The organism is Methylobacterium sp. AC832 (genome assembly GCF_979256025.1).
The window spans coordinates 1,136,104-1,159,677 of sequence record NZ_CEEDMV010000001.1; the positions used below are offsets into that span (position 1 = coordinate 1,136,104).

The 23,574-nt window shown below is 66.2% G+C and carries 16 protein-coding genes and 1 pseudogene; 7 read left to right on the forward strand and 10 right to left on the reverse strand.

Annotated features, from left to right (window positions below):
* Positions 1-76: 76 nt before the first annotated feature.
* From AC0IXR_RS05275 to AC0IXR_RS05285, 3 genes are all read right to left on the reverse strand, one after another.
* Positions 77-1,042, reverse strand: coding sequence for a formylglycine-generating enzyme family protein (locus tag AC0IXR_RS05275; protein ID WP_471759954.1), 966 nt, complete (start codon positions 1,040-1,042; stop codon positions 77-79).
* 827 nt (positions 1,043-1,869) lie between these two features.
* Complete coding sequence (locus AC0IXR_RS05280; protein WP_471759955.1) at positions 1,870-2,511, reverse strand: response regulator transcription factor; 642 nt, start codon at positions 2,509-2,511, stop codon at positions 1,870-1,872.
* Positions 2,512-2,673: 162 nt separating this feature from the next.
* On the reverse strand, positions 2,674-3,699 hold the full coding sequence (locus AC0IXR_RS05285) for a SphA family protein (RefSeq protein ID WP_471759956.1): 1,026 nt from the start codon (positions 3,697-3,699) through the stop codon (positions 2,674-2,676).
* A 314-nt stretch (positions 3,700-4,013) separates the two neighbouring features.
* Here AC0IXR_RS05285 and AC0IXR_RS05290 point away from each other — a divergent pair, with 314 nt between their 5' ends.
* A complete protein-coding gene (locus AC0IXR_RS05290) occupies positions 4,014-6,065 on the forward strand; it encodes a histidine kinase (RefSeq protein WP_471759957.1) in 2,052 nt (683 codons plus the stop codon).
* A gap of 12 nt (positions 6,066-6,077) precedes the next feature.
* Here the strand turns inward: AC0IXR_RS05290 and AC0IXR_RS05295 are convergent, their stop codons facing one another.
* The 5 genes from AC0IXR_RS05295 to AC0IXR_RS05315 all read right to left on the reverse strand — a co-directional run bounded on the left by AC0IXR_RS05295 (position 6,078) and on the right by AC0IXR_RS05315 (position 12,335).
* Positions 6,078-6,440 carry a GCG_CRPN prefix-to-repeats domain-containing protein gene (locus tag AC0IXR_RS05295; protein WP_471759958.1) on the reverse strand — a complete coding sequence of 121 codons (363 nt, stop codon included), beginning with the start codon at positions 6,438-6,440 and terminating at the stop codon, positions 6,078-6,080.
* Positions 6,441-6,941: 501 nt separating this feature from the next.
* The gene (locus AC0IXR_RS05300; protein ID WP_471759959.1) at positions 6,942-10,112 is read right to left on the reverse strand and encodes a multidrug efflux RND transporter permease subunit; all 3,171 of its coding nucleotides are present in this window, start codon (positions 10,110-10,112) and stop codon (positions 6,942-6,944) included.
* Positions 10,113-10,164: 52 nt separating this feature from the next.
* A complete protein-coding gene (locus tag AC0IXR_RS05305) occupies positions 10,165-11,334 on the reverse strand; it encodes an efflux RND transporter periplasmic adaptor subunit (protein WP_471759960.1) in 1,170 nt (389 codons plus the stop codon).
* Positions 11,335-11,388: 54 nt separating this feature from the next.
* A complete protein-coding gene (locus tag AC0IXR_RS05310; RefSeq protein WP_471759961.1) occupies positions 11,389-11,952 on the reverse strand; it encodes a TetR/AcrR family transcriptional regulator in 564 nt (187 codons plus the stop codon).
* Positions 11,953-11,954: 2 nt separating this feature from the next.
* On the reverse strand, positions 11,955-12,335 hold the full coding sequence (locus AC0IXR_RS05315; RefSeq protein ID WP_471760245.1) for a DMT family transporter: 381 nt from the start codon (positions 12,333-12,335) through the stop codon (positions 11,955-11,957).
* 481 nt (positions 12,336-12,816) lie between these two features.
* Here AC0IXR_RS05315 and AC0IXR_RS05320 point away from each other — a divergent pair, with 481 nt between their 5' ends.
* The 4 genes and pseudogenes from AC0IXR_RS05320 to AC0IXR_RS05335 form a co-directional block, all read left to right on the forward strand.
* Positions 12,817-13,428 carry a TetR/AcrR family transcriptional regulator gene (locus AC0IXR_RS05320; protein WP_471759962.1) on the forward strand — a complete coding sequence of 204 codons (612 nt, stop codon included), beginning with the start codon at positions 12,817-12,819 and terminating at the stop codon, positions 13,426-13,428.
* Positions 13,429-13,430: 2 nt separating this feature from the next.
* The gene (locus AC0IXR_RS05325) at positions 13,431-14,543 is read left to right on the forward strand and encodes an efflux RND transporter periplasmic adaptor subunit (RefSeq protein ID WP_471759963.1); all 1,113 of its coding nucleotides are present in this window, start codon (positions 13,431-13,433) and stop codon (positions 14,541-14,543) included.
* Entirely contained in the window at positions 14,540-17,668 is a 3,129-nt protein-coding gene (locus tag AC0IXR_RS05330; RefSeq protein WP_471759964.1) for an efflux RND transporter permease subunit, read from the forward strand. The genes AC0IXR_RS05325 and AC0IXR_RS05330 overlap by 4 nt, the downstream gene beginning before the upstream one ends.
* Positions 17,669-18,318: 650 nt before the next feature.
* Positions 18,319-18,684: pseudogene (locus AC0IXR_RS05335) on the forward strand (IS3 family transposase); the annotation flags it as partial.
* 155 nt (positions 18,685-18,839) lie between these two features.
* Here the strand turns inward: AC0IXR_RS05335 and AC0IXR_RS05340 are convergent.
* Both AC0IXR_RS05340 and AC0IXR_RS05345 read right to left on the reverse strand, forming a co-directional pair.
* Positions 18,840-19,301 carry a cupin domain-containing protein gene (locus AC0IXR_RS05340; RefSeq protein WP_153873588.1) on the reverse strand — a complete coding sequence of 154 codons (462 nt, stop codon included), beginning with the start codon at positions 19,299-19,301 and terminating at the stop codon, positions 18,840-18,842.
* 12 nt (positions 19,302-19,313) lie between these two features.
* Entirely contained in the window at positions 19,314-19,796 is a 483-nt protein-coding gene (locus AC0IXR_RS05345; protein ID WP_153873587.1) for a DoxX family protein, read from the reverse strand.
* A gap of 216 nt (positions 19,797-20,012) precedes the next feature.
* On the opposite strand from AC0IXR_RS05345, the gene AC0IXR_RS05350 reads away from it, so the two are divergent.
* The gene (locus AC0IXR_RS05350) at positions 20,013-21,581 is read left to right on the forward strand and encodes a GMC family oxidoreductase (RefSeq protein ID WP_153873586.1); all 1,569 of its coding nucleotides are present in this window, start codon (positions 20,013-20,015) and stop codon (positions 21,579-21,581) included.
* 81 nt (positions 21,582-21,662) lie between these two features.
* Positions 21,663-23,429 (forward strand): glycoside hydrolase family 15 protein, encoded by a 1,767-nt coding sequence (locus tag AC0IXR_RS05355; RefSeq protein ID WP_471759965.1) that lies wholly within the window; start codon positions 21,663-21,665, stop codon positions 23,427-23,429.
* The last annotated feature ends 145 nt before the right edge of the window (positions 23,430-23,574 follow it).

The following is a 23,574-nucleotide window of genomic DNA, read 5'->3' on the forward strand; positions in this document are numbered from 1 at the left end:
CGGCTGAGGCTTGCGTCATGCGGGCTCGAAGCACCTTCAATCCGGCCGTTCCCCTCATCGTGGCTCATGGCTTTCCTCATTTCCTGATGACGCAGCGGAAACCGATGTGGCTGGTGGACGTGTCGACTGGATGCGGGTGGCGCGCAGCCGGGCGGTAACGACGGCAATAGTTCGGTGCGCACAGATGCGAACCGCCCTTGATCACCTTGCGGGGAACCCGGATCTCGGGTTGGTTCGGGTCGTAGCTCCCGTCCTCTCCGCCGCCCCTGGGGTTCTGGGGAACGCAGCAGGCCTTGGGCGCCTCGCCCGGGTGCCGGTTTGAGTAGAAGTCGGCCGTCCACTCCCAGACGTTGCCGATCATGTCGTGGAGCCCGTGGCCGTTCGGCGGGAAGGCGGTGACAGGCGAGGTGCGCTCGTAGCCGTCCTCGGCCAAGTTCTGGTGCGGGAAGGCGCCTTGCCAGGTATTGGCCATGTGCCGCCCGCCCGGGGTTAGTTCATCGCCCCATGCGAATTCAGCACCGTCGAGGCCCCCACGGGCCGCGAACTCCCACTCGGCCTCGGTCGGCAAATCCTTGTCGGCCCAGCGGGCATAGGCTTCGGCGTCCGCGTAGGCGACGTGGACCACCGGATGTTCGTCGAGGCCGGCGATGGATGAGCCAGCCCCCCTGGGACGGCGCCAGTGCGCACCGAACTTGAACCGCCACCACGAACCCCAGGCCTGCAGGTCCACTGGCCCCTTCGGAGGCTTGAACACAAGCGAGCCTGCCTGAAGCATGTGTGGCAAGGCCCCTGGGTAGTCCATCGCGTCGGGGCGTTTCTCCGCCACGGTAATGTACCCGGTAGCGCGCACGAAGGCCCGGAACTGAGCGTTGGTGACGGGAGTGCGGTCGATCCGGAACGCGTCGACGGTGACGCGATGGACTGGCGCTTCCTCCGGGTAGTGCCGCTCCGAGCCCATGCGGAAGGTCCCGCCCGGCACGAGGATCATGTCGTCTACCGCCTCCGGCACGGCAGGTCGGTCGAGAACGATGGCACCCGACATCGGTCGCTCCAGGAAAGGAATCAGCGAAGTTTTGTTGCGGGGTCACTCCGCCGGGGCGGTTGGCGACAAGCCGGTGACTTCGGCTGAGGGCGCAGTGCCGATGGCCTCGGCGATGCACTTACGGATGTCCATGGCAACCTCCTGTGCTCAGGCCGGGCAGCGGTCCCAGAAGCCCTGTGTCCGCGAGGAATCCGTGTAGAACCAACAGTAACCGGGTGCCGGGGGCGCACCGGCCCAGGCTGCGGCCGTGGCGGCTCCCACGAAGCCGATGGCGGTACCTGCGGCGAGTGCACCACCTGCGGGCCACCAAGCACCGCGGGGCCGGTAGACGCCAGCGACCACAACGTTCCGGCGCACGACAACCCCGCCCCGACGGGCATATCCGCCTGCTATACCACGACGCTGCACGCCGCCTGCTGCGAACCCAGGACGCCCGACGCGTCCGTAGCCACCCATCCGGCGGCCGGCGAAACCGCCCCTGACGCCACCGCCCCTAAAATCGCCCCGGAATGCATGCCGTCGTGCGACGAGCTTAACCGTGCTTTCCGGGAGGGAGCCAATGACAGCCCCCGAGCTAAGAGGAGCAGCCTGGGTTGGCTCGGGTGCCCCCGAAATGAGGAACGTGACGACTGCAAGGCACAGTGCTTTGTAGTGGACCCGCATCGACACCCCCTGTGAGGATGGCCGCCCGGCGAATTCAGTGGCATTTGCCACGAAATCTTTGAGCCCTAACCTGGGGAAACATTAGGAGACGCTTGGCGCCTGTCCTATTGGGTAAAACCCTAAGTGAGTCAGGGAAATTACCTGAGACAGACGGAGAAATGCCCTTAGGGTTCCACAAGCTTGTTGCGCACGGCGTAGCGGACCAGAGCGGCCGTCGAGTCTAGGCCGAGCTTGTGCATGGCGGAGGCCCGATGGCTCTCGATGGTCTTCAAGCTCACTTCCAGCGCCACGCTGACCTGCTTGCTGGAGTGACCCTCGGCGATGAGTTGGACCACCGCGCGTTCGCGGCAGGTCAGGAGATCGATTTGCGAACTCTCACCTGGATGGGCCAGGTAGTGGGCCAGCAGCGCCTCGTTCACGCGGTTCGTGAAATAGGGCTGGTGCCGGGCCAGTGCGTCGACGGCGGCGACGAGGTGCTGGTCGGCATCTGACTTGAGGAGGTACCCGCGTGCGCCAGCGCCCAGCACGTCTCGCACAAGAGCGTCGCTCTCGTGCATGGTGTAGACGAGCACCTCGGTGCGCGGACTGGCCTCCCGGAGGCGCCGGGTCAGTTGGGATCCGTTCATCGCCGGCATCGAGTAGTCGATGACCGCCACATCCGGCTGATGTCCCGCGGCGAAGTCGATGGCCTCAGCGCCTGTGCTCGCCTCGGCGACGACCGTGAAGCCGTCGCGCCCTTCCAGGATGGACCGGACCCCGCGTCGGATGGCGATGTGGTCGTCAACGATCAGAATGCTCACAGTCACGAGATGACGATCTCCCGCGTAGCTCCCGGGCATGCCGAACGCTCGCCGCCCCGGGCTGGGCGGTGAGCCTGTGTCTTACTCCATCAGGCCCCTCTCGCTCGCATTCTGCAAGCTTCGGTGCTCCGATAATGATGCCTTGAGCTGCAGAGACGTAATGTTCCTTCAGGACTTCCTTACCAGCGGCTTGGGCTCGGGCGCCGCCCTCGGTGGAGCGACCCAGAGCGGGAACGAGACCTCAAAGAAGCCGATGGTGCCCTGGAATCGGTTTTCGACCTCAACTTCGCGCAGTACCTTTAGACGGGCCGTGACCGGAGTCTTTCCGAGTTCCCCGGTAACGCCGATAGTCCCGCCCACTGCCGTCACACGGCCTTTGAACGGTCCGAGCCGGGCGCCAGGGCCGCTATCGCCGGTAATCTGCTGATAGTGCGAGGCGATAACGCCGACGGAGACTTCCTTGGATAGGTACTTCGAGGCCGAGACGTCGACGTGGAACTCGTTGCCCGTCGCATAGCGCGTCGCGGGGTTCGTACCGTTGATCGTGAACCCGGCCGCCGTCGAAAGCTCGATACCGAGGACAGGATCGAGGTAGGTGGCACCGGCCGAGATGTCGCCGATGTAGCGGTTCAGCGCGATGTTCGAGAGCTGCCCCGGCTCGTAGCCGCCGGCCGGGATGCTGAGCACGCCTGCCAGCTTCCAGTGCCAGTTGCCGGAGTGCCAGCCGAGGCTGGCCGACACGATGGGGTCGCCCGGATTGAGGGTGCTATCACTTACACTGGCCCCAACAGGGCGGCCCACGCGCTGGTTGATCAGCGGGCCGTCGAGAAGGATGCCAGCCCGTACCGCCGGTTCGCCGAACGGCATCACGAAGGCGAAAGCGAGGTTGCCGCCGAACAGATCCACGGGCGTGACCCATAGAGCTGTCGCAAAGTCGGCTACGAGGTTCACGTTGACGTTGGCGACCACATTGCCACCGATCTGGGTCGTGCGATTGCCACCGAGCTTGCCGTTGTAGAAGTAGGTGGTGCTGTCGAAGTAGAGGCCGGGTGGGGGCACAATGCCGCCGAGCGGCACGGCCTGCCCCTCAATGTAGAAGCTCAGGCCACCCTCCGCCGCGTGGGCCGAGATGGTGAGCACGGTAGCGGTCGCCAGGACCATTCCACCGACGAGGTGACGCATGACGGGTCCCATGTCGGCCTCCCAAACGTTGGTCGATCTATAAGGTCGGTGACTTGGCCCGCGGCTGACAATCGGGGAAAACCCTAGGTCGGCAACATAAAAACCCTGAGAAGTTGCTATTGCGCGCGACGATGTATTCTGGATACAGTGCTTGCAGAGGCGACAGTCAATCGCCGTCAATAGTGCCCCACAACTGTTCGATTTGGCGCAAATTTACGAGTCCCTGAGACGCTTTGTTACCCCTGCTTCGATAGGGAACTTACGGATCACCGACAGAGGGCGATCGGGATTCCGAGGTGCGGCTGTCTGGGACGAGGGGGGCATCCTTGGAACCGAACCCGGGCGGGCAGGATGGTGGCGGCGCTTCGGCAGGATGGTTTGGGCGTGTAAGCGGCTGGCTGCGTAAGACGGGGGGAGCCCGCCATGCCACTGCGGTTGCACTCCTCTGGTTGGGCTGGACGGCTTGCGCCACGGCCGTCGTCGTACCGACCGTCCTATGGGCTTATGGGGCCCGCGACGCCGCACTCTCCGCAGCGCGTGACGATGTTTCGAGCGCGGCAGCGTCCGCAGCCAACTCGGTCGGCAGCCTGCTCGGCCTAATCGACGTCGTCTTGAGGCGGCTCTCGGAATTGGCCCCCGGCGAGAACTTCGGGAGTGCCAGCACGGATAAGCTCTGTCCGTCGCCGCTCTGCTCGAACAACCAGCGGCTCTCACCCTACCTCATTCTCGGCTTCGTGCGACCGAACGGGGACGTCGTCACCTACGGCCCGGACACGCCGCAGGTCAACGTCGCGGATCGCGACTACTTTGTTGCGCAGAAAGAGGGGGACGGAGGGCTCTACGTCGGCATGCAACGCCGCTCGCCCTTCATGGCAGGCCTTGCCCTGCCGATGAGCCGGCGCCTGCCTGCGAAGGACGGAGCCTTCGAGGGCATCGTGGCCGCGGTGATCAACGTCGACCAGGTCCGGGTGGTGTTTCAGGGCGTGGGCAGGGGTAAGGCGGACCTCATTCAGCTGACGAACGGCAACGGCCGCTTCCTCGTCGAGTGGCGGTCGGAAGACGGTGGCGAATACGACGTAGGGGAGAGGCCAGCACCCGAGGCTCCGTGCGGGCCCGGGGAAGCGAATGCCACTACGGATTCGATGGCATTTGCAGAGAAAGTGAAGGTCGGCAACCTCACTGTCGAGGTGTGCCGCTCGAAGAGCAACGCTCTTCGCTCCTGGCGGGAGCAGGTCTACCTCATCGCGGGGGCCGAAGGAGTGCTGCTGGCTGCGGCAGCCCTCCTTGTGCCCGCCGTTGGCCGCCGACGGGCTCGGCGCCTACGACAGCACACAGGGCTGCGCGGACTCGTGGCCGGCTCATCCGATGTCCAATTCATCATTGCAGCGAAGCCCGATGGTAGGTTCGTGCTGGAAGCGCTCACGTTCACTCGATCGGGAGAGCTCGGCCGGATGTCTGCGCGCCTCGTCGGCCGGACCACACGTGAATTCTTCGCGCCAGAGGACGTGGACCTGATCGAGACCGACTACCGCTCCGTGCTCGCCTCGGGCCAGACGCGACGCACCGAACGTCGCGTCCATCTTGGAGGCAGCGAGTTCACCTGGAGCACCGTCCTTGTGCCACTGACTGATGCCAGCGGTCGCGAGGGCTACATCTTCGGTGCCGCCACCGAGATGGCACGGACGCCCGAAGGCGAGGTGGAGAGCGGGCTGCGCCGCTTCACCGAGGACGTGCTTCGCCGCGAAGACACTGAGCGCCGGCGCATCGCGCGCGAGCTTCATGACACGACCGGACAAAACCTAATCGCCGCGGGCTTCGAGCTCGGAGCCGTTGAGCGGGGCATGGTCGCTCCGTTGCCGGAGGTTCGAGAAGCCCTGTCTCACGCGCGTTCTTTGATCGAAGCGAGCGTGAGCGAACTCCGCACCCTGGCCTACGTCCTTCATCCGGCTCTCCTTGACGAGGCGGGACTCGGCGTCGCGTTACCGACCTTGGCCGAGGGATTCGAGAAGCGTGCAGGTGTGCGTGTAGCCGTCATGGTCGCGGAGGAGCTTGCCGGGCGGCGCTGGCCGCCGGAGGTCGAGATCGCGCTCTACCGGGTGGCGCAGGAGGCGCTCACCAACGTGCAGCGCCATTCCGCAACGAAAGCGGCCCGCATGGCGTTTCGGCTGGGCCATTCTGGACAAATAGAACTTGAGGTCGACAACGTGACCACCAGTCGGCCTGCTGGCGCTCCTCTCATGTCACCTATGGTCGAGGGAGCCGGCATCCGAGGTATGCGAGACCGGGTCGAGGCTTTGGGCGGATCGTTGGCGATCATGCCCCGAAACGACGGTTTCCGAGTCACTGCGACGGTACCGAGCGGCGGCAGTTCCTCCTGACCGCAGGCCAGCCTACCTGTGGAAGCGCCCACCACCGTGGAAGCCGCGACCGCCACCATGGAAACCGCGATATACCCCGGCACGTCGGCCGTAGACGCCGCGACCGCCGTAGACGCGCCGTCCGTAGACCGCGCGTCCGCCGTAGACCGCACGCCCACCATAAACAGCGCCACCCCGGTAGTAGCCTGGCGCCCCGTAGTAGCCACCATAAACATTGGGCCGGCAGCCGCCATAGGGTCCGCGGTGGAAGCCAACGCCGCACCCGCCGGCGGCCTGGACAGTGCCAACGCCGATCCGCCCCTGGTCGATTGAACCTGTCGTGAGAAGCGCGCCAAGCGCCAGGATCGCGAGCGTCATCAGTCTCAACGGTTTCATGGCTAGCTCCCGAATTGTGCGCCGTAACGTTAGGAGATGCCGCGGCCGAGACCTATCAGGGAGAACCCGGGAACGAAGCAGGAATAACCCCGAGGCCGTTTCTCAGGGTTTCCTTTTGTGATTTAGTCCGGTCTTGTACAATAAGTGGACCTTCGACCGTATGCGTTCGAAGGTCCGAAGATGACGCAGAGCTGCCAAAGCATCGCCAGCGTAGCGAACGACGGCTGTAGCAGTTTTGCAGATCAGAATCGGACAAGCAAAAATCCACCCAACTAGGCCATTCATCATCGCCGCTGTGCGCCATAAGCGGAAGCTGGCTGTCTACCTGGAAGCGGACGTTCCGCATCCGACCCAACCCGGTCACCGCTCTCTCACCTGGGCCACCCGGAAAGCGGCCGTTCGTTGCGCCGTGCGTGACGGTTCATGGGCGGTCTGCGTGGACAGCGTGAGAGGTCGGATTGGTTGATTGCCAGAGGCAAACCTCCGGCAATCCGTCACTCTTCATCGAACACCGCGCGTCATATCGATGTCCGAGGGCAAGCTCATCGTTTCATCGGCCGCACGCGAAGACGTGTCTCCCGGCCTGCCGCGGAAGGCCGAGGCGATCAGCACGAAGAACAGCGGGGTGACGAACACCGCCAGCACCGTCGCCGTGATCATGCCGCCGAGCACGCCGGTGCCGATGGCCCGCTGGCTGTTCATGCTCGCGCCCGTGGCGACGGCGAGCGGCACCACGCCGAGGATAAAGGCGAACGAGGTCATCACGATGGGGCGGAAGCGCAGCTCGCACGCCTCCAGCGCCGCGTCGCGGACCGAGCGGCCCTGCGCCACGAGGTCCTTGGCCACCTCGATGATGAGGATGGCGTTCTTCGCGGTCAGGCCGATCACCGTGATGAGGCCGACCTTGAAGTAGACGTCGTTGGGCATGTCCCGCAGCAGCATGGCGAAGATGGCGCCGACCACGCCGGTCGGCACCACGAGCAGGACGGCCAGCGGGATCGACCAGCTCTCGTAGAGCGCCGCGAGGCAGAGGAAGACGCAGAACAGCGACAGGGCGAGCAGGTAGACCGCTTGGCTCCCGGAGAGTTTTTCCTGCAGGGACTGTCCGGTCCAAGCGTGGTCGAACCCGGACGGAAGCTTCGACGCGAGGCGCTCCATCTCGGCCATGGCGTCGCCGCTGGCGTAGCTTGGCGCCGCGCTGCCGCCGAACTTGATGCTCGGGTAGCCGTTGAAGCCCACCACCTGCGACGGGCCCATCTTCCACTCGATCCGCGCGAACGATTGCAGGGGGACCATCTGACCCTTGGCGTTGCGCACGTTGAGATCGAGCAGATCCTCAGCCTTCATCCGCTGTCCGGCCACTGCCTGGACGATGACCCGCTGCATGCGGGCCTGGTTCGGGAAGTCGTTGACGTAGGCCGAGCCGAGGCTGGTCGAGAGCGTGTCGTTGATGTCGGCGAAGGTGACGCCGAGCGCGTTTGCCCTCTCACGGTCGAGGATGAGCTCGACCTGGGGCGCCGTCGGCAGGCCCTCGACGTAGACGCCCTGGAGGACCGAACTCTGCGAGGCGGCAGCCAGCAGTTGGTCGCGCGCAGCGGCGAGCGCCAAGTAGCCCTGCTGCCCCTTGTCCTGAAGGCGGAAGCTGAAGCCGCTGGAATTGCCGAGGGAGTCGATGGCCGGCGGGGCGAGCGACATGGCGATGGCGTCGGGCAAGGCGCCGAGCACTGCATTGGCACGGGCAGTGATGGCCTCGGCGCCGTCGTTCGGGCCGCGTTCCTGCCACGGCTTCAATCCGACGAAGGCGAGCGCCGCGTTCTGGCCCTGGCCCGAGAAGCCGTAGCCGAGCAGCAGGATCTGGTTGTCGACGCCGGGCTCGCGGGCGAAGTGCTCCTCGATCCGCTTGGCGACGTCGAGGGTTCGTTCGGCGGAGGATTCCGGCGGCGTCTGTGCGTCGACGATGACGTATCCCTGGTCCTCGACGGGGAGGAAGCCCGACGGCATCCGCACGTAGCCCCAGCCGAGCGCGGCGACGAGCACTGCGTAGACGAGCAGCGCGCGCATCGGGCGGCGCAGCATGCCTGCCACGCCAGAACGGTAGGCGTGCGTCCCCGAAGCGAAGCGGCGGTTGAACCAGCCGAAGACACCGCGTTTGCCATGGGCATGGCCGGCCTCGATCGGCTTGAGCAGGGTCGCGCAGAGCGCCGGGGTCAGGGACAGGGCCAGGAAGGCGGAGAAGGCGATGGAGGTCGCCATGCTGACCGCGAACTGGCGGTAGATCACCCCGACCGAGCCGGGGAAGAACGCCATCGGCACGAACACCGCGATCAGCACCAGGGTGATGCCGACGATGGCGCCGGTGATCTGGCCCATGGCCTTGGCGGTCGCCGCCCTCGGGGGCAGGCCCTCCTCGTTCATGATGCGCTCGACGTTCTCGACCACGACGATGGCGTCGTCGACGAGAATGCCGATGGCCAGCACCATGCCGAACATGGTCAGCACGTTGATCGAGAACCCCGCGAGCAGCAGCGCGCCGCAGGTGCCGAGCAGGGCCACCGGCACCACGATGGTCGGGATCAGGGTGTAGCGCACGTTCTGGAGGAACAGGAACATCACCGCGAAGACGAGCGCCATCGCCTCGGCGAGCGTCATCAGCACCTTCCGGATCGAGACCTCGACGAAGGGTGTGGTGTCGTAGGGAACCGTGATGGCGACGTCCGGCGGCAGGGTTTTGCCGAGCTGAGCGATCTTGGCCTTCACGCCGGTGGCCGTCGCCAACGCGTTGCCGCCGGGCGCCAACTGGATGCCGATGCCGGCGGCCGGGCGTCCGTCGAGGCGGGTCTGCATGGTGTAGGATTGGCCGGCGAGCTCGACCTCGGCGACGTCGCGCAGGCGCACCAACGATCCGTCCATGTTGGCGCGCAGGACGATCTCACCGAACTCGCGCGGCGTGGTCAGCTGTCCCTTCACCAGGACGTTGGCGGCGATGCGCTGGCCTTCCCTGGCCGGCTGCGCCCCGACGATGCCGGAGGCGATCTGGGCGTTCTGCGCCCCCACCGCCGCCGTGACGTCACCGGGCGTCATGTTGAGGCCGACGAGCTTGACCGGGTCGATCCAGATGCGCAGCGCCTTCTCGGACGAGAACAGGGTGGCGCGTCCGACGCCGGGTACCCGGCGCAGCTCGCCCACCACCCGGCGCGCGGCAAGGTCGCCGAGGTCGGTGTCGCTCATCTTGCCATCGCGTGAGCTCAGCGCCACGAATTGGAGGAAGCTCGTACTCGCCTCCTCGACGATCACGCCCTGCTGGGTCACGGCGCGCGGCAACCGCGCCTCGATGCGCTTGATCCGGTTCTGGACCGCGACCGTCGCCTTCGAGGCGTCCGAGCCCGGCGCGAAGGAGGCCATGATCTGGGCCGTGCCGGAGGTATCGCTGGTGCTCTCGAAGTACATCAGCCCTGGGATGCCGTTGAGCTCCTCCTCGATGATGCGGGTGACGCCGTCGTAGAGCCGCTCCGGCGGGGCGCCCGGGTAGGTCGCCGTGACCTGGATCGTGACAGGCGCCACTTCCGGGTACTGCGACACCGGCAGGACGGCGATGGAGATCGCGCCCACCAGCATGATGAAGAGCGAGATCGCCCAGGCAAAGATCGGGCGGTCGATGAAGAACCGGGTCATGGGAATTCGCCTGCGCAAGCGGGGCCGAGACGACGGGGGTTTTGGACCGAAGTCAGCGGGGTTCGGGGGCGGCGGCCGTCCTGCCACCGGTCCAGGCGACGGGATTGACGGCCATGCCGGGCTGGACCTTCTGGAAGCCCTCGACCACGACGGTCTCCCCGGCCTTGAGCCCCTCCTCGACGATCCAGCCGGCATCGGTAAGCGCGCTGGTGCGCAGCGGTCGCAAGGCGGTCTTCCCGTCCTCGACGACGTAGGCCTGGGCCTCCCCGGCGCTGCTACGCTGGATCGCCTGCGCCGGGACGATGACGGCGTCGGCCTTCATGCCCTGCGCGACCCGCACGCGGACGTAGGTCCCCGGCAGCAGTGCGGCCTTCGGATTCGGGAAGGTCGCGCGCAGGCTGACCTGCCCGGTACCCGGGTCGACGCCGACATCCGTGAACAGAAGGCGGCCCGCATCAGGGTACGAGCTGCCGTCAGCCCGGACCAGCCTCACCTCCGTCGCCTCCTTGCCGGCGGCGCGCTCGGTGAGCCGGCCCGGGTCCGAGGCGGAAGCGTTGAAGTCGGCGAAGATCGGGTCGATCTGTTGGATCACCGCGAGCTTCGTCGCGTCGGTCCCGCCGACCAGCGCCCCTTCGGTAATCAGGGCACGCCCGATCCGTCCCGCGATGGGAGCCCGCACGGTGGCGAAGTCGAGGTCGATCCGGGCGCGGGCGAGCTGCGCCTTGGCACTGGCCGCATCGGCCTCGGCCTGCCGAAGGGTGGCGACCGCGATGTCGTTCTGGGCGGTGCTGGCGGCCTGTCGCTCGACCAGTGTCTCGGTGCGCTCGGACTGGCGCTGGGCCTGCACCCGCGTGGCCTCGGCTCGGGCGACCGCGGCAGTCTTGGCATCGACCTCCGCCCTGTAGATCGCCGGATCGATCTGGAAAAGCACGTCCCCCTTTCCGACAACGCTGCCCTCCTCGAAGGTGCGTTGCTGGATGATGCCGGAGACCTGCGCCCGGACCTCGGCCACGCGGGTCGAGGCCAGCCGCCCAGGCAGGTCGAGCATGCGTGGCATGGTGGTCGCCGCCACGGTCACGGTCGACACGTCCATGGGGGGCGTCTCCGCCCCGGGCGTCGTCGGGTCGGTGGCGCTCGGCTTGCAGCCGAAGAGGGCTAGGATCACGATGCAGGTCGTAATCACCGGGACGATGGGCAGGCGTCTGCGTTCACGCTCTCGCATGGGGTGGCGGGTCCTTGGTCCGGGACGGTGGGAAGGACGGTCCGGCGGGACCGCTCAGTCGGGAAGCGTCATCGCCACCAGTCGCCGGCGGAGGGCGGGGAGATCAGGCATCGGGCCGCCATCGTCGCGCAGGAGGCCGGCGAGCCAGACACCGTCGGCCGCCAGTCGCACGATCTCCAGCGTCGGGTGGTCGTCGGTCGCGCGGTGCCGCTCAACGAACTTCAAGAACCACGCCGCCGTCACCCGTCGCAGGCTCGGTTCGGTCAGCGACGAGATGTAAAGGGCAGTCCACTGGCTGCCCTGGTTCAGCATCAGGTCGTCCAGGGTCACCGTCACGTAGGCCCGGGTGAAGCGGCCGTACGGCTGCGGATCGGTCGCCATCGCCGCCTCGATGTCGGCGTCGAGCTTCTCCAGGAGTTCGGCGACCACCGCGTCGATGAGTGCCTGCTTGCTCGCGAAGTGGTGGAACATCGCACCCTTGGTGACGCCCGCCGCCGCGCAGACCGCCTGCACGGTCACGGCGGCGAGCCCTTGCTCGATGGCGAGCTTGGCCGCGCAGTCGAGCAGCGTGCGCCGAACGAGCTCCGGCTGCTTCCTGCGGCGGTAGGCGTTCTCCATGGTCAGTGCCCCGTCGTCGTCGAGAACACCTGCATCACCACGACGCCACCGAGGATCATGGCGATGCCGACCATGGCGGGCAGGTCGAGCGATTGCTTGAAGACCGTGGCGCCGATCACGGCGGTCAGCACGACGCCGACCCCGCTCCAGATGGCGTAGGTGATCCCGAGCGGCATGACCTTCAGGGCATGCGTCATCAGGTAGAACGCGCCGGCATAGAATGCTGCCATCGCCAGCGTCGGCACGAGCCGTGTGAACTGCTCGGACTTCTGCAGGAAGGTCGTGCCCGCAACCTCGCAGAGGATGGCGACGGTCAAGGCGGCGTAGGCGAAGGCTTGGCTCGGCATGGTCTCACCGGTGAATCGATGAGCAGATACATACAGACCGTTCGGTATCTTTCAAGTCACATTCCGCTTTCCCGCACAGGCATCGGTCATCGAAGGGCGGCAAAGGGCGGATGCCCGAGGCGATATGTGCGGGGCGACGGAATGGCGATCCACGCGTCCGAAAGGGTACAGGTGGGTCCCAACCCAACCCGATCGCAGGGCGGACGGACAGTTCCCGACCCGTTCGAGCCCTTCGACGCTGTTTTGATCTGGCCCCAAAGCAGACCTCCGTCCATTCAGGTCCGTGACACAGCGAGCTCTGCTCAAAAATCGATGAAGCTCGATACCATCTTCTGAAGCTTTTCGGCCGAAGATGATCTTTCCCCCGAGCCAGTGCCAACCCGTAAGGCAAAGAGGCCCCACCGCGGCGGACGTCTTTTTTCGACGTCGCGGGCGAAGCATTCCCGACCCTGACGACCGCCCACTTGCATCGTTCACTGAACGTGTTTATTGAACGCGTTCAGTGAACGGGGTTTCTATGCCGCGACCAGCATTGACTGACGAGCATCTGGCAGCAACCCGCGACGGCATCGTTGCCGAAGCGGGTCGCATCGTCGTTTCCAAGGGCTATGCCGGACTTTCGATGCGGACACTCGCCGCCGCGGTGGGGCTGACCGCCGGGGCGCTGTACCGCTACTTCCCGACCAAGCAGCACGTCCTGATGGCCTACTGCGCCGAGGCGTTGGACAGCTTCACGAAGCGGCTGCTGGCTATCGATGCCGACGAAACAGAGGCGCTGCGTTCCATCGAGCGGATGGCCGTCGCGTACGGAGCCTTCGCGCTCGAAGATACGGACCGCTTCCGGATCATCTTCCTCGATGCCGCTGTCGGTAAAATCGAGATGACCGATCCCAGGATCCTCGATGGTTACAGGGTGCTGCTGGCCACCATCGAGCGTGCGCAAGGTCTCGAACTGTTCCGCCCGATGGAAACCGGCGACATCGCGCGGATCCTCGTCGCGAGCGTCCATGGCATCGTCGTCATGGCGGTCACGGTCCGCGAGATCGACTTCAGCGACGCCGACACCCTTGTCGCCTCCGCCGTACGGACCGTCCTTCGCGGTCTTGCCCGACCCCCTGAGGAGATCTGACGTTGGCCTATCTGGGAAGCATCGTGGCGGTCCATGCCTGCGTGTTCGCGCTCCTCGTCGCCTTGGGCGGATGCAAGGAGGAGGAGCGGGCAGCGGAGGCGCCACGTCCCGTTCGCACCGTCATCGCCAAGGCCGGCGCCATCGGCGAGGAGGTCGCCCAGACCGGGGATGTCCAGCCACACATCGAGACCGATCTCGGGTTTCGCATCAACGGGCGCGTCGCGACCCGGAACGTCGAGGTCGGCGCGCTCGTCGCCCGCGGGCAGTTGCTCGCGACGCTGAACCCGGAGGACGTGCGCAACGAGGTCCAGAGCGTCGAGGCCGACCTTAGGAGCGCCGAGGCGGCTGAAGCCCTGGCCAGGTCCAACCTCGACCGGCAGCGCATTCTTTTCTCGAAGGAGATCGTCGCCTTGGCCAGGGTCGAGGAGGTCGAGGCGAATTGGCGGAGCGCCGATGCGCGTCGCAAGGCCGTCAAGGCCAACCTGGAAAGCGTGCGCAACAAGCTCGACTACACCGAGTTGCGCGCGCCGACCGAGGGAATCGTCAGCGCCATCGGCGTCAATGCCGGCCAGGTCGTGAACGCCGGTCAGATGGCCGTGAAGCTGGCCTCGACGAGCGAGAAGGATGCCGTCTTCAACGTATCGGAACGCCTGATCAACGCCGCGCCCGAGGATGCCCGCATTGAGGTCTCCCTCGTCTCGAACCCGGCTGTGAAGGTCGTCGGCCCGATCCGCGACGTCAGCCCGACCGCGGACGCGACGACCCGATCCTACCGCGTCCGCATCGCCCTGCCGGACGCCCCCGCCTCGATGTCCTTCGGCGCCATCGTCACGGGGCGGCTGATCATCTCCGGGGCCCCCCTTATGGCGGTGCCAGCCTCCGCGATGACGAGCGAGGACGGGCATCCGGCCGTGTTCGTCGTCGACGCCGACAAGCGGGAACTGGTGCGCAAGCCCGTCCAGGTCGCCCGATACGGGGCAGCCCAGGTTCTTATCGCCACCGGCCTTCGAGAGGGCGACCCCGTGGTCACCGCCGGGGTGAGCAAGCTGCGCCAGGGCCAGAAGGTCGCCTACGAACGAGGCCCGGAAAGTGCTTCGGAGGGCCCTGCGCGATGAGTGCGAACGGTCCCTCCCCAGCAGCCAGCGATGGCTTCAACCTCTCGGCCTGGGCGCTCGCCCAGAAGCCGCTGATCTTCTTCCTCATGCTGGTGACGCTGGTCGGTGGCGTGCTGAGCTACACCCGGCTCAGTCGCAACGAGGATCCGCCCTTCACCATCAAGACCATGGTCGTCTCCGCCCTGTGGCCCGGCGCGACGGTTCCCGACACGGTGAAGCTTCTCACGGATCGCCTTGAGAAGAAGCTGGAAGAGGTGCCCTACCTGGACCGTCTCGACAGCTACACGCGCGCCGGCGAGACCGTGATCATGGTCAACCTGCGCGACGATGCCCCGGCGCATGTGGTCGGCAATGCCTGGTACCAGGCCCGCAAGAAGATCGCCGACATTGTTGCTACCCTGCCGACCGGTGTTCAGGGACCGTTCTTCGACGACGAGTTCGGCGACACATTCGGGCAGATCTACGGCTTCAGCGCAGAGGGCTTCTCCGACCGGGAACTGCGCGACCACCTCGACCGGGTACGCGCGGAGATCCTCCGGGTGCCCGACGTCGGCAAAGTGCAGCTTCTCGGCGTGCAGGAGGAGCGGATACGGGTCGAGTTCTCGCCCGGCACGCTGGCCGGCTATGGACTTGACGAGCAGGCACTGGTCCAGGCGCTGAAGGCCCAGAACGCCGTCGAGCCCTCAGGCACCATCCGGTTGCCCGACGAGAAGGTCTCGCTGCGGGTGAGCGGCGCCTTCACCTCGGAGGAGTCCCTCAGAAGCGTGACGCTTCGCGCGAACGACCGTTTCGTCCCGCTCGCCGAGCTTGCCACGATCCAGCGAGGTCCGATGGATCCTCCGGCACCGCTTTTCCGGGTCAACGGCCAGAAGGCGATGGGTCTCGCCATCTCGATGGGACCGACAGGCAACCTCCTGAACTTCGGGGAAGCCGTGAAGGCCCGCATGGCCGAGGTGAAGGCGACGCTGCCCTACGGCATCGAGGTCACGCAGGTCGCCGACCAGTCGACCGTGGTGACGGAGGCCGTGAGCAGCTTCGTGAAGGTGCTGCTGGAGGCCATCGCCATCGTTCTCGGCGTCTCGTTCCTCTCCCTGGGCGTCCGGGCCGGACTCGTCGTGAGCATATCCATCCCCTTCGTGCTCGCGATGACCTTCATCGGCATGGAGCTCACCGGGATCGGCCTCCAGCGCATCTCGCTGGGCGCCCTCATCATCGCCCTTGGCCTTCTAGTCGACGACGCGATGATCACCGTCGAGGCGATGGTGGGGAAGCTGGAAACCGGCTGGAACCTCACGCGCGCGGCGAGCTTCGCGTACGAGTCGACGGCGTTCCCGATGCTGACGGGCACGCTCGTCATGATCGCAGGCTTCATCCCCATCGGCTTCGCGCAATCGAGCTCGGGAGAATACTGCTTCTCGATGTTCATGGTCGTGCTGATCTCGCTTTCGGCATCCTGGATCGTCGCCGTCCTGTTCTCGCCGCTGCTGGGCACACTCATCCTGCCGAACTCGATGCCGCAGCACGCCCACGGGAAAGGTCGGATCATGCGGACCTACGAGGCCGGGTTGTCTTGGTTGCTCGGGCATCGCTGGACCACCGCGATGGCGGCCGTCGCCGCCCTCGGCGTATCGCTCTGGGCATCCGCATACCTGGAGGAACAGTTCTTCCCGCCCTCGGACCGGCCCGATCTCCTCGTGAGCTTGTCGCTACCTCAGAACGCGTCGGTGGAGGCGACCCAGCGCGAAGCCGGCAAGCTTGAGGCCCTCCTCCATGGCGATGCGAGCATCGAGCGCTACTCGACCTACGTCGGCTCGGGTGCGATCCGCTTCTATCTGCCCATGGACGTCCTCCTGCAGAACGAGAACGTCACCCAGACGGTCGTCGTCACCAAGGACCTGAAGGCGCGGGATGCCCTGAAGGCGCGGCTGGAAGCGGCGTTCCGGAAGGACTTCTCGCACCTGATCGCCCGTGCCACCCCGCTCGAACTCGGTCCCCCCGTAGGTTGGCCGCTGAAGTATCGTGTGACCGGGCCGGACGCGTCCAAGGTTCGGGATATCGCCGCCGGCCTCGCCAACGTCGTGGCTGGGAGCCCGGACGCGCGGGACGTGCACCTGAACTCGGGCGAGCCCGAGCGTAGCGTCAAGGTCCGGATCGACCAGACGCAGGCCCGGAGCTTGGGGCTTTCGTCGCAGGATGTCGCAAGCACCATGGCGGCGACCTTCTCGGGGGTGACGGTGACAACGGTGCGTGACCAGGACAGGCTGGTCGACGTGATGGCCAGGGCGGCCATCGGTGCAAGGACCGACCTCGCGACCCTCGCCAACCTGCAGATTCGCGGGCCCGAGGGACGCAGCGTGTCGTTGCGCCAGATCGCCGACCTCTCGTATGGCGTGGAGGAGCCCATCGTCTGGCGGCGCCAGCGGCTGTCGCTGATCACCCTGCAGGCCGACATCCGTGAGGGGGTTCAGCCCGCAACCGTCGTCAGCATGCTGGCCCCCTCGGTCGACGAGTATGCCTCGCGCCTCCCCACGGGTTACCGCATCGAGGTCGGCGGTGCGGTCGAGGAGGCCGCCAAGGGCAACGCATCCATCATCGCCGTGCTGCCGATGACGCTGCTAGTGATGCTCGCCCTGCTGATGGTGCAGCTGAGGAGTTTCTCCCGAGTGTTCCTCGCCCTGGCGATGGCTCCGTTCGGCCTGATCGGGGTCGTAATGGCGATGCTGCCAACGGGCACGCCCATGGGCTTCGTGGCACAGCTCGGCGTCATCGCGCTCGCCGGCATGATCATCCGCAACGCGGTCATCCTCATCGAGGAGGTCGACACCAACGTCGCCGCCGGCGATGACGGTCGCAAAGCCATCGTCCATGCCTCGACTCATCGCGCCCGTCCGATCCTGCTCACCGCCTGCGCCGCTATCCTCGGCATGGTGCCCATCGCGCCGCAGGTGTTCTGGGGGCCGATGGCCTACGCCATCATCGGCGGGCTCGCGGTCGCCACGCTGCTGACCCTGACCATGCTGCCGTGCGCGATCTCCCTCCTTCTGGATTGGGAAAAGCGCTCAGCCGGCAAGGTCGTTCCGGTCGGGTCTGAGCCCTCCGGGCAAACTGCACCGTCGCCGACCTAGGCCCCGATGCGCCCTTCGTGTTCGAGGTTGCGACGCGGACTGCACAAGACCCACCGCGCCTTGCAGGAGATGCCGGTTTCCGTTGCTTTTTGCCCCCTCAGCAACGAATGCCGGCTGGTCCGCCAAGCATAACGCTTGGCGGACCTCTCATTATGACTTCGCCGGTTCGGAACAACGTACCAGTATAACGCCAACGTCCGCTTTCTCATCCTCACTGCCCAAAAGAGGACTGGCTCAAAACCACCCGACCTGGTCGTAGAACGGACAGACGGGTCCCGACCCAACCCAGCCGCCCGGACCGCCGCCGGCGCTTCCCTTAAGCAGCCATTCGTCGGCCGTCCGGCAACTTCGCTTCAGGGGTAAACGGAAAATGGGGTAGGTAGGAATACTTCTCGTAGGACCGCCTGGTGGGACCGATAATGCCGCAACTGCAAGCGTAGATGGGCTGGCGGTCCACGGAACCGAACCCAGCAGCCGCGCTGCCGCGGGCCTGGGCGATCAAATGTCAATGACGATGCCCCCACTCCTTCCAGAGCCAGTTTTCCGAAAGGCCGTTCGGGTAGAGATGGGCATCGCTGAGGTGCAGCTGGATACGCCCTAGAGGGGCGGGCCGGCACCCGCCAACCGCATATGCAAGCTCACAAACCTTCGTTGGCCAGCACCGGGGCACGCAACGCTACGTGCCCACCGTGCCGGCCGATGAGGATGCGCTGACCCGCGCCATCATCGCCTTGGCGTCCGAGTACGGACGCTACGGCTACCGCCGTGTCACCACGCTGCTGCAGGCAGCGGGCTAGCCGTTGGGCAAGGACCGAGTTCAGCGGATCTGGCGTCGTGAGGGCCTCAAGGTCCCGCAAAATTATCGACCATGCAGCCGTCTCTGGTTGAACGATGGCTCCTGCGTTCGGCTGCGGCCTCTCCATCGCAATCACGTCTGAAGCTTCGACTTTGTGCATGACCAGACTCATGACGGGCGTAGCCTGCGCATCCTGACGCTGGTCGACGAACACACCCGCCTCGTGAACCCTCCGACCGCGTCACTGCACTAGGCGGGGATTATCCACCTCAATGTCAGTGGAGCCGTCAAGCTTGCCCGGTCGTCCGACTCGGCGAAGCAGGCGCCCTGGTGAGATTGTCGTGTCCTGCGACATCCGCACGTCCTCGTCGTCGATCAGCGAAAGCGCCCAGGCTGGTTTAAGGTCGGCGTCACATCGAGGCCGGTGACGATCATCGTACAGGGCTCGGTGCCGACCGTGCCGGAGAGGTGACCCTTCCGGCCGTCGCGCGCCTTGGTGTTCTGGTCCTCGCCCATCATCAGCTCGCCCGGCCCCATCTCGACGCGGGTGCCGTCCATGGTCTCGACGAACCAGCGGCCCGACAGGATCGCGATCCACTGGGGCCTCGGGTTCTCGTGCCACTGCCCGACCCAGCCGACGGGGAGCACGGTGAAGGTGACGCCGGCCTGCGACGGCTCCTGCTTGTCGTTCCATTGCGGCGCCGTCTCGGCGTCGATGCCCTCGAACTTGAAGGCCGAGAGATCGAACTTCTCCTGGCGGCTGACGCCCTCGGCATCGGTGTAGACGTGCCAGTACGGCATGGTCGGGGGCGTGCCGCCCTTCGCCTGATCGGCCATGATACGAATCCTTCAGCGGTTGTCGGCGGCGGTGGGAGCGGACGTCGGGCCGTTGGCGAGAGGATGGGCGATCACCGCGCGGGCCGGTGCGTAGGCACCGCCGATCACCACGAGCAGCAATCCGCCGACGAGCCCGAAGTTCTTGAAGAAGTCCCAGAAATGGGCTCGGCCCTCGCCGTTCGTCGACCAGAAGCCGGGGAAGCGCCAGAACGGGTGGTACATCAACGCGGTGACCGCGCAGAACCCGGCGAGCACCAAGGCCGCCGCGCGGTCGAACACCCCGATCACGATCAGCACCGGCGTCACCGCCTCGACCAGGATGCCGAGGATCAGAAGTAGTGCCGGTAAGGGCAGGGGGCCGGAGCGCGCCTGCCCTATCGCCTCGTCCCAATGGGCGACCTTGTCGTAGGCGCTCAACGGAAACATGCAGACGAGGCAGACCTTCGCCAGCAGCGGCACGGCCACGAGGTCGAGCCAAGGTATCGACGACGTCATGGGTGGTCCGGAGTGGCAGGCATCGGGGGCTCGAAGCGGGAGTCCCGTCCCCAACGTCGCTCGGTCGCGGCGGTTGCGCTCGGGCCCCTCGGAGACCACCGGGATTGCTGCGCCGCAGCGAGCACGATGCCGTGACCAGGCAACTTGGAACGCCTCCAGCCTTGCCCCGTTGGCCGCAGAGTTTTCTTCGAGTGTGTTGCAGTGCGAGGCTGGCCGATGCCGCAGGACCATTACGACGTCATCGTCATCGGCTCCGGTCCCGGCGGCGGTTCGCTCACCGCACGGCTGGCGGAGTCCGGCAAGCGCATTCTGCTCCTGGAGCGCGGCGACTACCTGCCGCGATCGCAGGACAACTGGTCGTCCAAGACCGTGTTCGTCGACGGCGCCTACCAGGCGAAGGAGACGTGGTACGGCGGCGACGGTCGGACGTTCAGCCCGGCGCTGCATTATTATGTCGGCGGCAATTCGAAGGTCTACGGCGCGGCCCTGTTCCGGATGCGCGAGCGCGACTTCGGCGACGTCCGCCACGTGGACGGCCTTTCGCCGGCCTGGCCGGTCTCCTATGCGGAGTTCGAACCGTACTACACGCAGGCCGAGACCTTGTTCGCGGTACACGGCCAGCGCGGCGAGGACCCGAGCGAGCCGTGGTCGAGCGGCCCCTACGACCATCCCCCCGTTAGCCACGAGCCGCGCATTCAGAAGCTGTCGGACGATTGGGGGAAACTCGGCCTCAACCCATTCCACCTGCCCCTCGGGATCAAGCTCGACGAGCGCAACGGCAAGCCGACGCCGACGAGCATCTGCATTCGCTGCGACGCCTTCGATGGCTTCCCGTGCCTGCTGAACGGCAAGGCCGACGCGCAGGTGATGACCGTCGACCCGACGCTGGCCCGACACGACAACGTCACCCTGCTCGTGAACGCCTACGTCTCAACGCTGGAGACCGACCCGTCGGGCCGGACGGTTACGGCGGTGAACGTCACCCGCGAGGGCAGGGCCGAACGCTACTCGGCGGACGTCGTCGTGGTCGCCTGCGGCGCGCTGTCGTCGGCGCTGCTGCTCCTGCGCTCGGCCAACGCCGCCCACCCGAACGGGCTCGCCAACGGCTCGGACCAGGTCGGGCGCAACTACATGCGCCACAACATGTCAGTGCTGATGGCGCTGTCGAAGGAGGTCAACGCCACCGTCTTCCAGAAGACGCTCGCGGTCTCGGACTTCTACTTCGAGTCGAAGGACTGGGAGTTCCCGATGGGGCTGATCCAGATGTGCGCCAAGACGCATCCGGAGCAGATCCGCGGCGAAGAGTTCCCGAAATGGACTGGCTTCCTGCCCGACGCCCCGTTCGAGATGGTGGCCCGCCACTCGATGGACTTCTGGCTGCAGAGCGAAGACCTGCCGCACCCCGACAACCGGGTGATGCTCGGACGTGACGGCCGCGTCATACTCGACGTGCGCGAAACCAACCGCGAGGCGCACGACCGCCTGCGCGGCAAGCTCGAAGAGCTGCTCCGGCCCGGCGGCCTCTACACCTACCTGTTCGAACGTTCGCTTTACCTCGGCAAGAACATCCCCTTGAGCGGCACCGCGCATCAGGCCGGCACGCTGCGCTTCGGCACCGACCCGAAGGCGTCGGTGCTCGACCTGAATTGCAAGGCGCACGAGCTCGACAACCTCTACGTCACTGACGCGAGCTTCTTCCCGTCGATCGGAGCGGTGAACCCGACGCTGACGATCATCGCAAATGCGCTGCGCGTCGCCGACCACCTCGCCGAGCGGCTCGTCTAGCTGAAAATCCCCTCACACCCAGCACGATGAAGACGAAACGGCGATGCCTTCTGGGCACCGGTCGGGCGAAGGAAACGAACGTTGAGCAAACCCATCGAGAACTATGCCCTGATCGGCGACGGGGAGACCGCCGCACTCGTCGCGCGGGACGGCTCGATCGATTGGCTGTGCTGGCCGAACTTCGATGACGACGCGTGCCTGTGTGCACTCCTCGGCACCGAGGAGGACGGTCGTTGGTCGATCGCACCCATGGGACCCGTCATCGACACGACGCGACGGTATCGCGGCGACACCATGATCCTGGAAACCGTAATGAAAACGGCGGATGGCGCCGTTCGCGTCACCGACTTCATGCCCATCCGCAAGACGGTCTCGGCGCTCGTGCGGATCGTGGAGGGGTTGGCCGGCACCGTCACGTTGGACTTCGATCTCAGCCCGCGTTTCGACTACGGTGCGCTGGCGCCGTGGTGGGAGGCGCGCAAGGGTGGCGCCGTGGCTGTGGCCGGCCGACATCGCCTGACCCTCCACGCCAGCATTCCCGTCGACGTCGATGACGGTGGAGTGAAAGCCGGGTTCACGCTGCAAGAGGGCGGGCGGCAAACGTTCGTGCTGTGCCGGACGGACGCTTGGGAAGCCGATGCGCCCCATCTCGATGTCGAGGCCTCGCTGGACGCGACGCAGGCGCATTGGGAGCGTTGGATCTCGGGCTTCGACGCGACGCGCACCCGCTGGCCGGCGGCTGTCAAGCGGTCTCTCCTCACGCTGAAGGCCCTCACGCACGCGCGTTCGGGCGGTCTGGTCGCCGCACCGACCACGAGCTTGCCGGAGGTGCCGGCGGGCGCGATGAACTGGGATTACCGATATTCGTGGTTGCGGGATTCGACCTTCACGCTTGGTGCCTTCATCAACGCGGGCTTCGAGACCGAGGCGACGGCGTGGCGGGACTGGCTCCTGCGCGCCATCGCCGGAAACCCAGATGCGCTCCGCATCATGTACCGGGTGGATGGCTCCAGGCACCTGTCCGAGTGGACCGTGGATGCGCTGCCCGGCTACCGCGAGGCGCGACCGGTACGGGTCGGCAACGCCGCGTCCACGCAGAAGCAGCTCGACATCTACGGCGAGGTCCTCGACACCCTGGCATTAGCGCGACGGGCGGGCATCGCATCGACGGACCATCAATGCTCCGTCGAGCGCCGCCTCGCCGAACACCTCGCCGAGGTGTGGCGGGACCGTGGTGCCGGGATCTGGGAATCGCGCGGCGATCCGAAGCGCTACACCTATTCGAAGGCCATGTGCTGGGTCGGCTTCGACCGGGTCCTACGGCACGGCGACCTCACCGAGGCGCTTCGCGCGTCGCTGACCGCCTGCCGCGACGAGGCTCGGGCCGAAATCTGCCGCGAGGGTTGGAACGCGGGGCTCGGGACCTTCACGCAAAGCTACGGTAGCCATGAGCTCGACGCGAGCCTCCTGCTCCTGCCGCTCGTCGGTTTCCTGAAGGCCGACGAGCCACGTATGGCGGCGACGATCGAGCGGATCAGGGAGGACCTCGATCAGGACGGCCTGATCCGTCGCATACGGACGAAGGGCGACGGCAGCGACGAGGGGGCGTTCCTACCCTGCTCGCTTTGGATGGCGGATTGCCTGCGCCTCCAGGGACGGCAAGAACTCGCCGAGGCCTATCTCGAACGCGTGCTCGGCGTGGCCAACGACGTCGGTCTTCTTTCGGAAGAGTACGACGTTCCCGGCCGGTGTCTCGCAGGGAATTTTCCGCAAGCGCTAACGCATATCGGCGTCGTGAACACCGCGTTGGGCCTGAGCGGACCCGTCATCGATCGCGGTGGCGGCTGACGGCGGGACAAAGGCATCACGATACCGTGGTTCGAGAGATCTGTCCGTGCATGCGGCGTCCGCGGTGGTTAACGAGAGGCTGCGTGCGGCTCCCGTCTGCCCCGCGGGAACGAGCCGATCGCCACTCCCAAGATACGTCGATCAT

Coding starts and splice junctions, on each gene's coding strand:
- AC0IXR_RS05300 (WP_471759959.1), bottom strand. CDS start 10,112: ATGACCCGGTTCTTCATCGACCGCCCGATCTTTGCCTGGGCGATCTCG.
- AC0IXR_RS05350 (WP_153873586.1), top strand. CDS start 20,013: ATGCCGCAGGACCATTACGACGTCATCGTCATCGGCTCCGGTCCCGGC.
- AC0IXR_RS05295 (WP_471759958.1), bottom strand. CDS start 6,440: ATGAAACCGTTGAGACTGATGACGCTCGCGATCCTGGCGCTTGGCGCG.
- AC0IXR_RS05305 (WP_471759960.1), bottom strand. CDS start 11,334: ATGCGAGAGCGTGAACGCAGACGCCTGCCCATCGTCCCGGTGATTACG.
- AC0IXR_RS05345 (WP_153873587.1), bottom strand. CDS start 19,796: ATGACGTCGTCGATACCTTGGCTCGACCTCGTGGCCGTGCCGCTGCTG.
- AC0IXR_RS05330 (WP_471759964.1), top strand. CDS start 14,540: ATGAGTGCGAACGGTCCCTCCCCAGCAGCCAGCGATGGCTTCAACCTC.
- AC0IXR_RS05320 (WP_471759962.1), top strand. CDS start 12,817: ATGCCGCGACCAGCATTGACTGACGAGCATCTGGCAGCAACCCGCGAC.
- AC0IXR_RS05285 (WP_471759956.1), bottom strand. CDS start 3,699: ATGGGACCCGTCATGCGTCACCTCGTCGGTGGAATGGTCCTGGCGACC.
- AC0IXR_RS05310 (WP_471759961.1), bottom strand. CDS start 11,952: ATGGAGAACGCCTACCGCCGCAGGAAGCAGCCGGAGCTCGTTCGGCGC.
- AC0IXR_RS05275 (WP_471759954.1), bottom strand. CDS start 1,042: ATGTCGGGTGCCATCGTTCTCGACCGACCTGCCGTGCCGGAGGCGGTA.
- AC0IXR_RS05340 (WP_153873588.1), bottom strand. CDS start 19,301: ATGGCCGATCAGGCGAAGGGCGGCACGCCCCCGACCATGCCGTACTGG.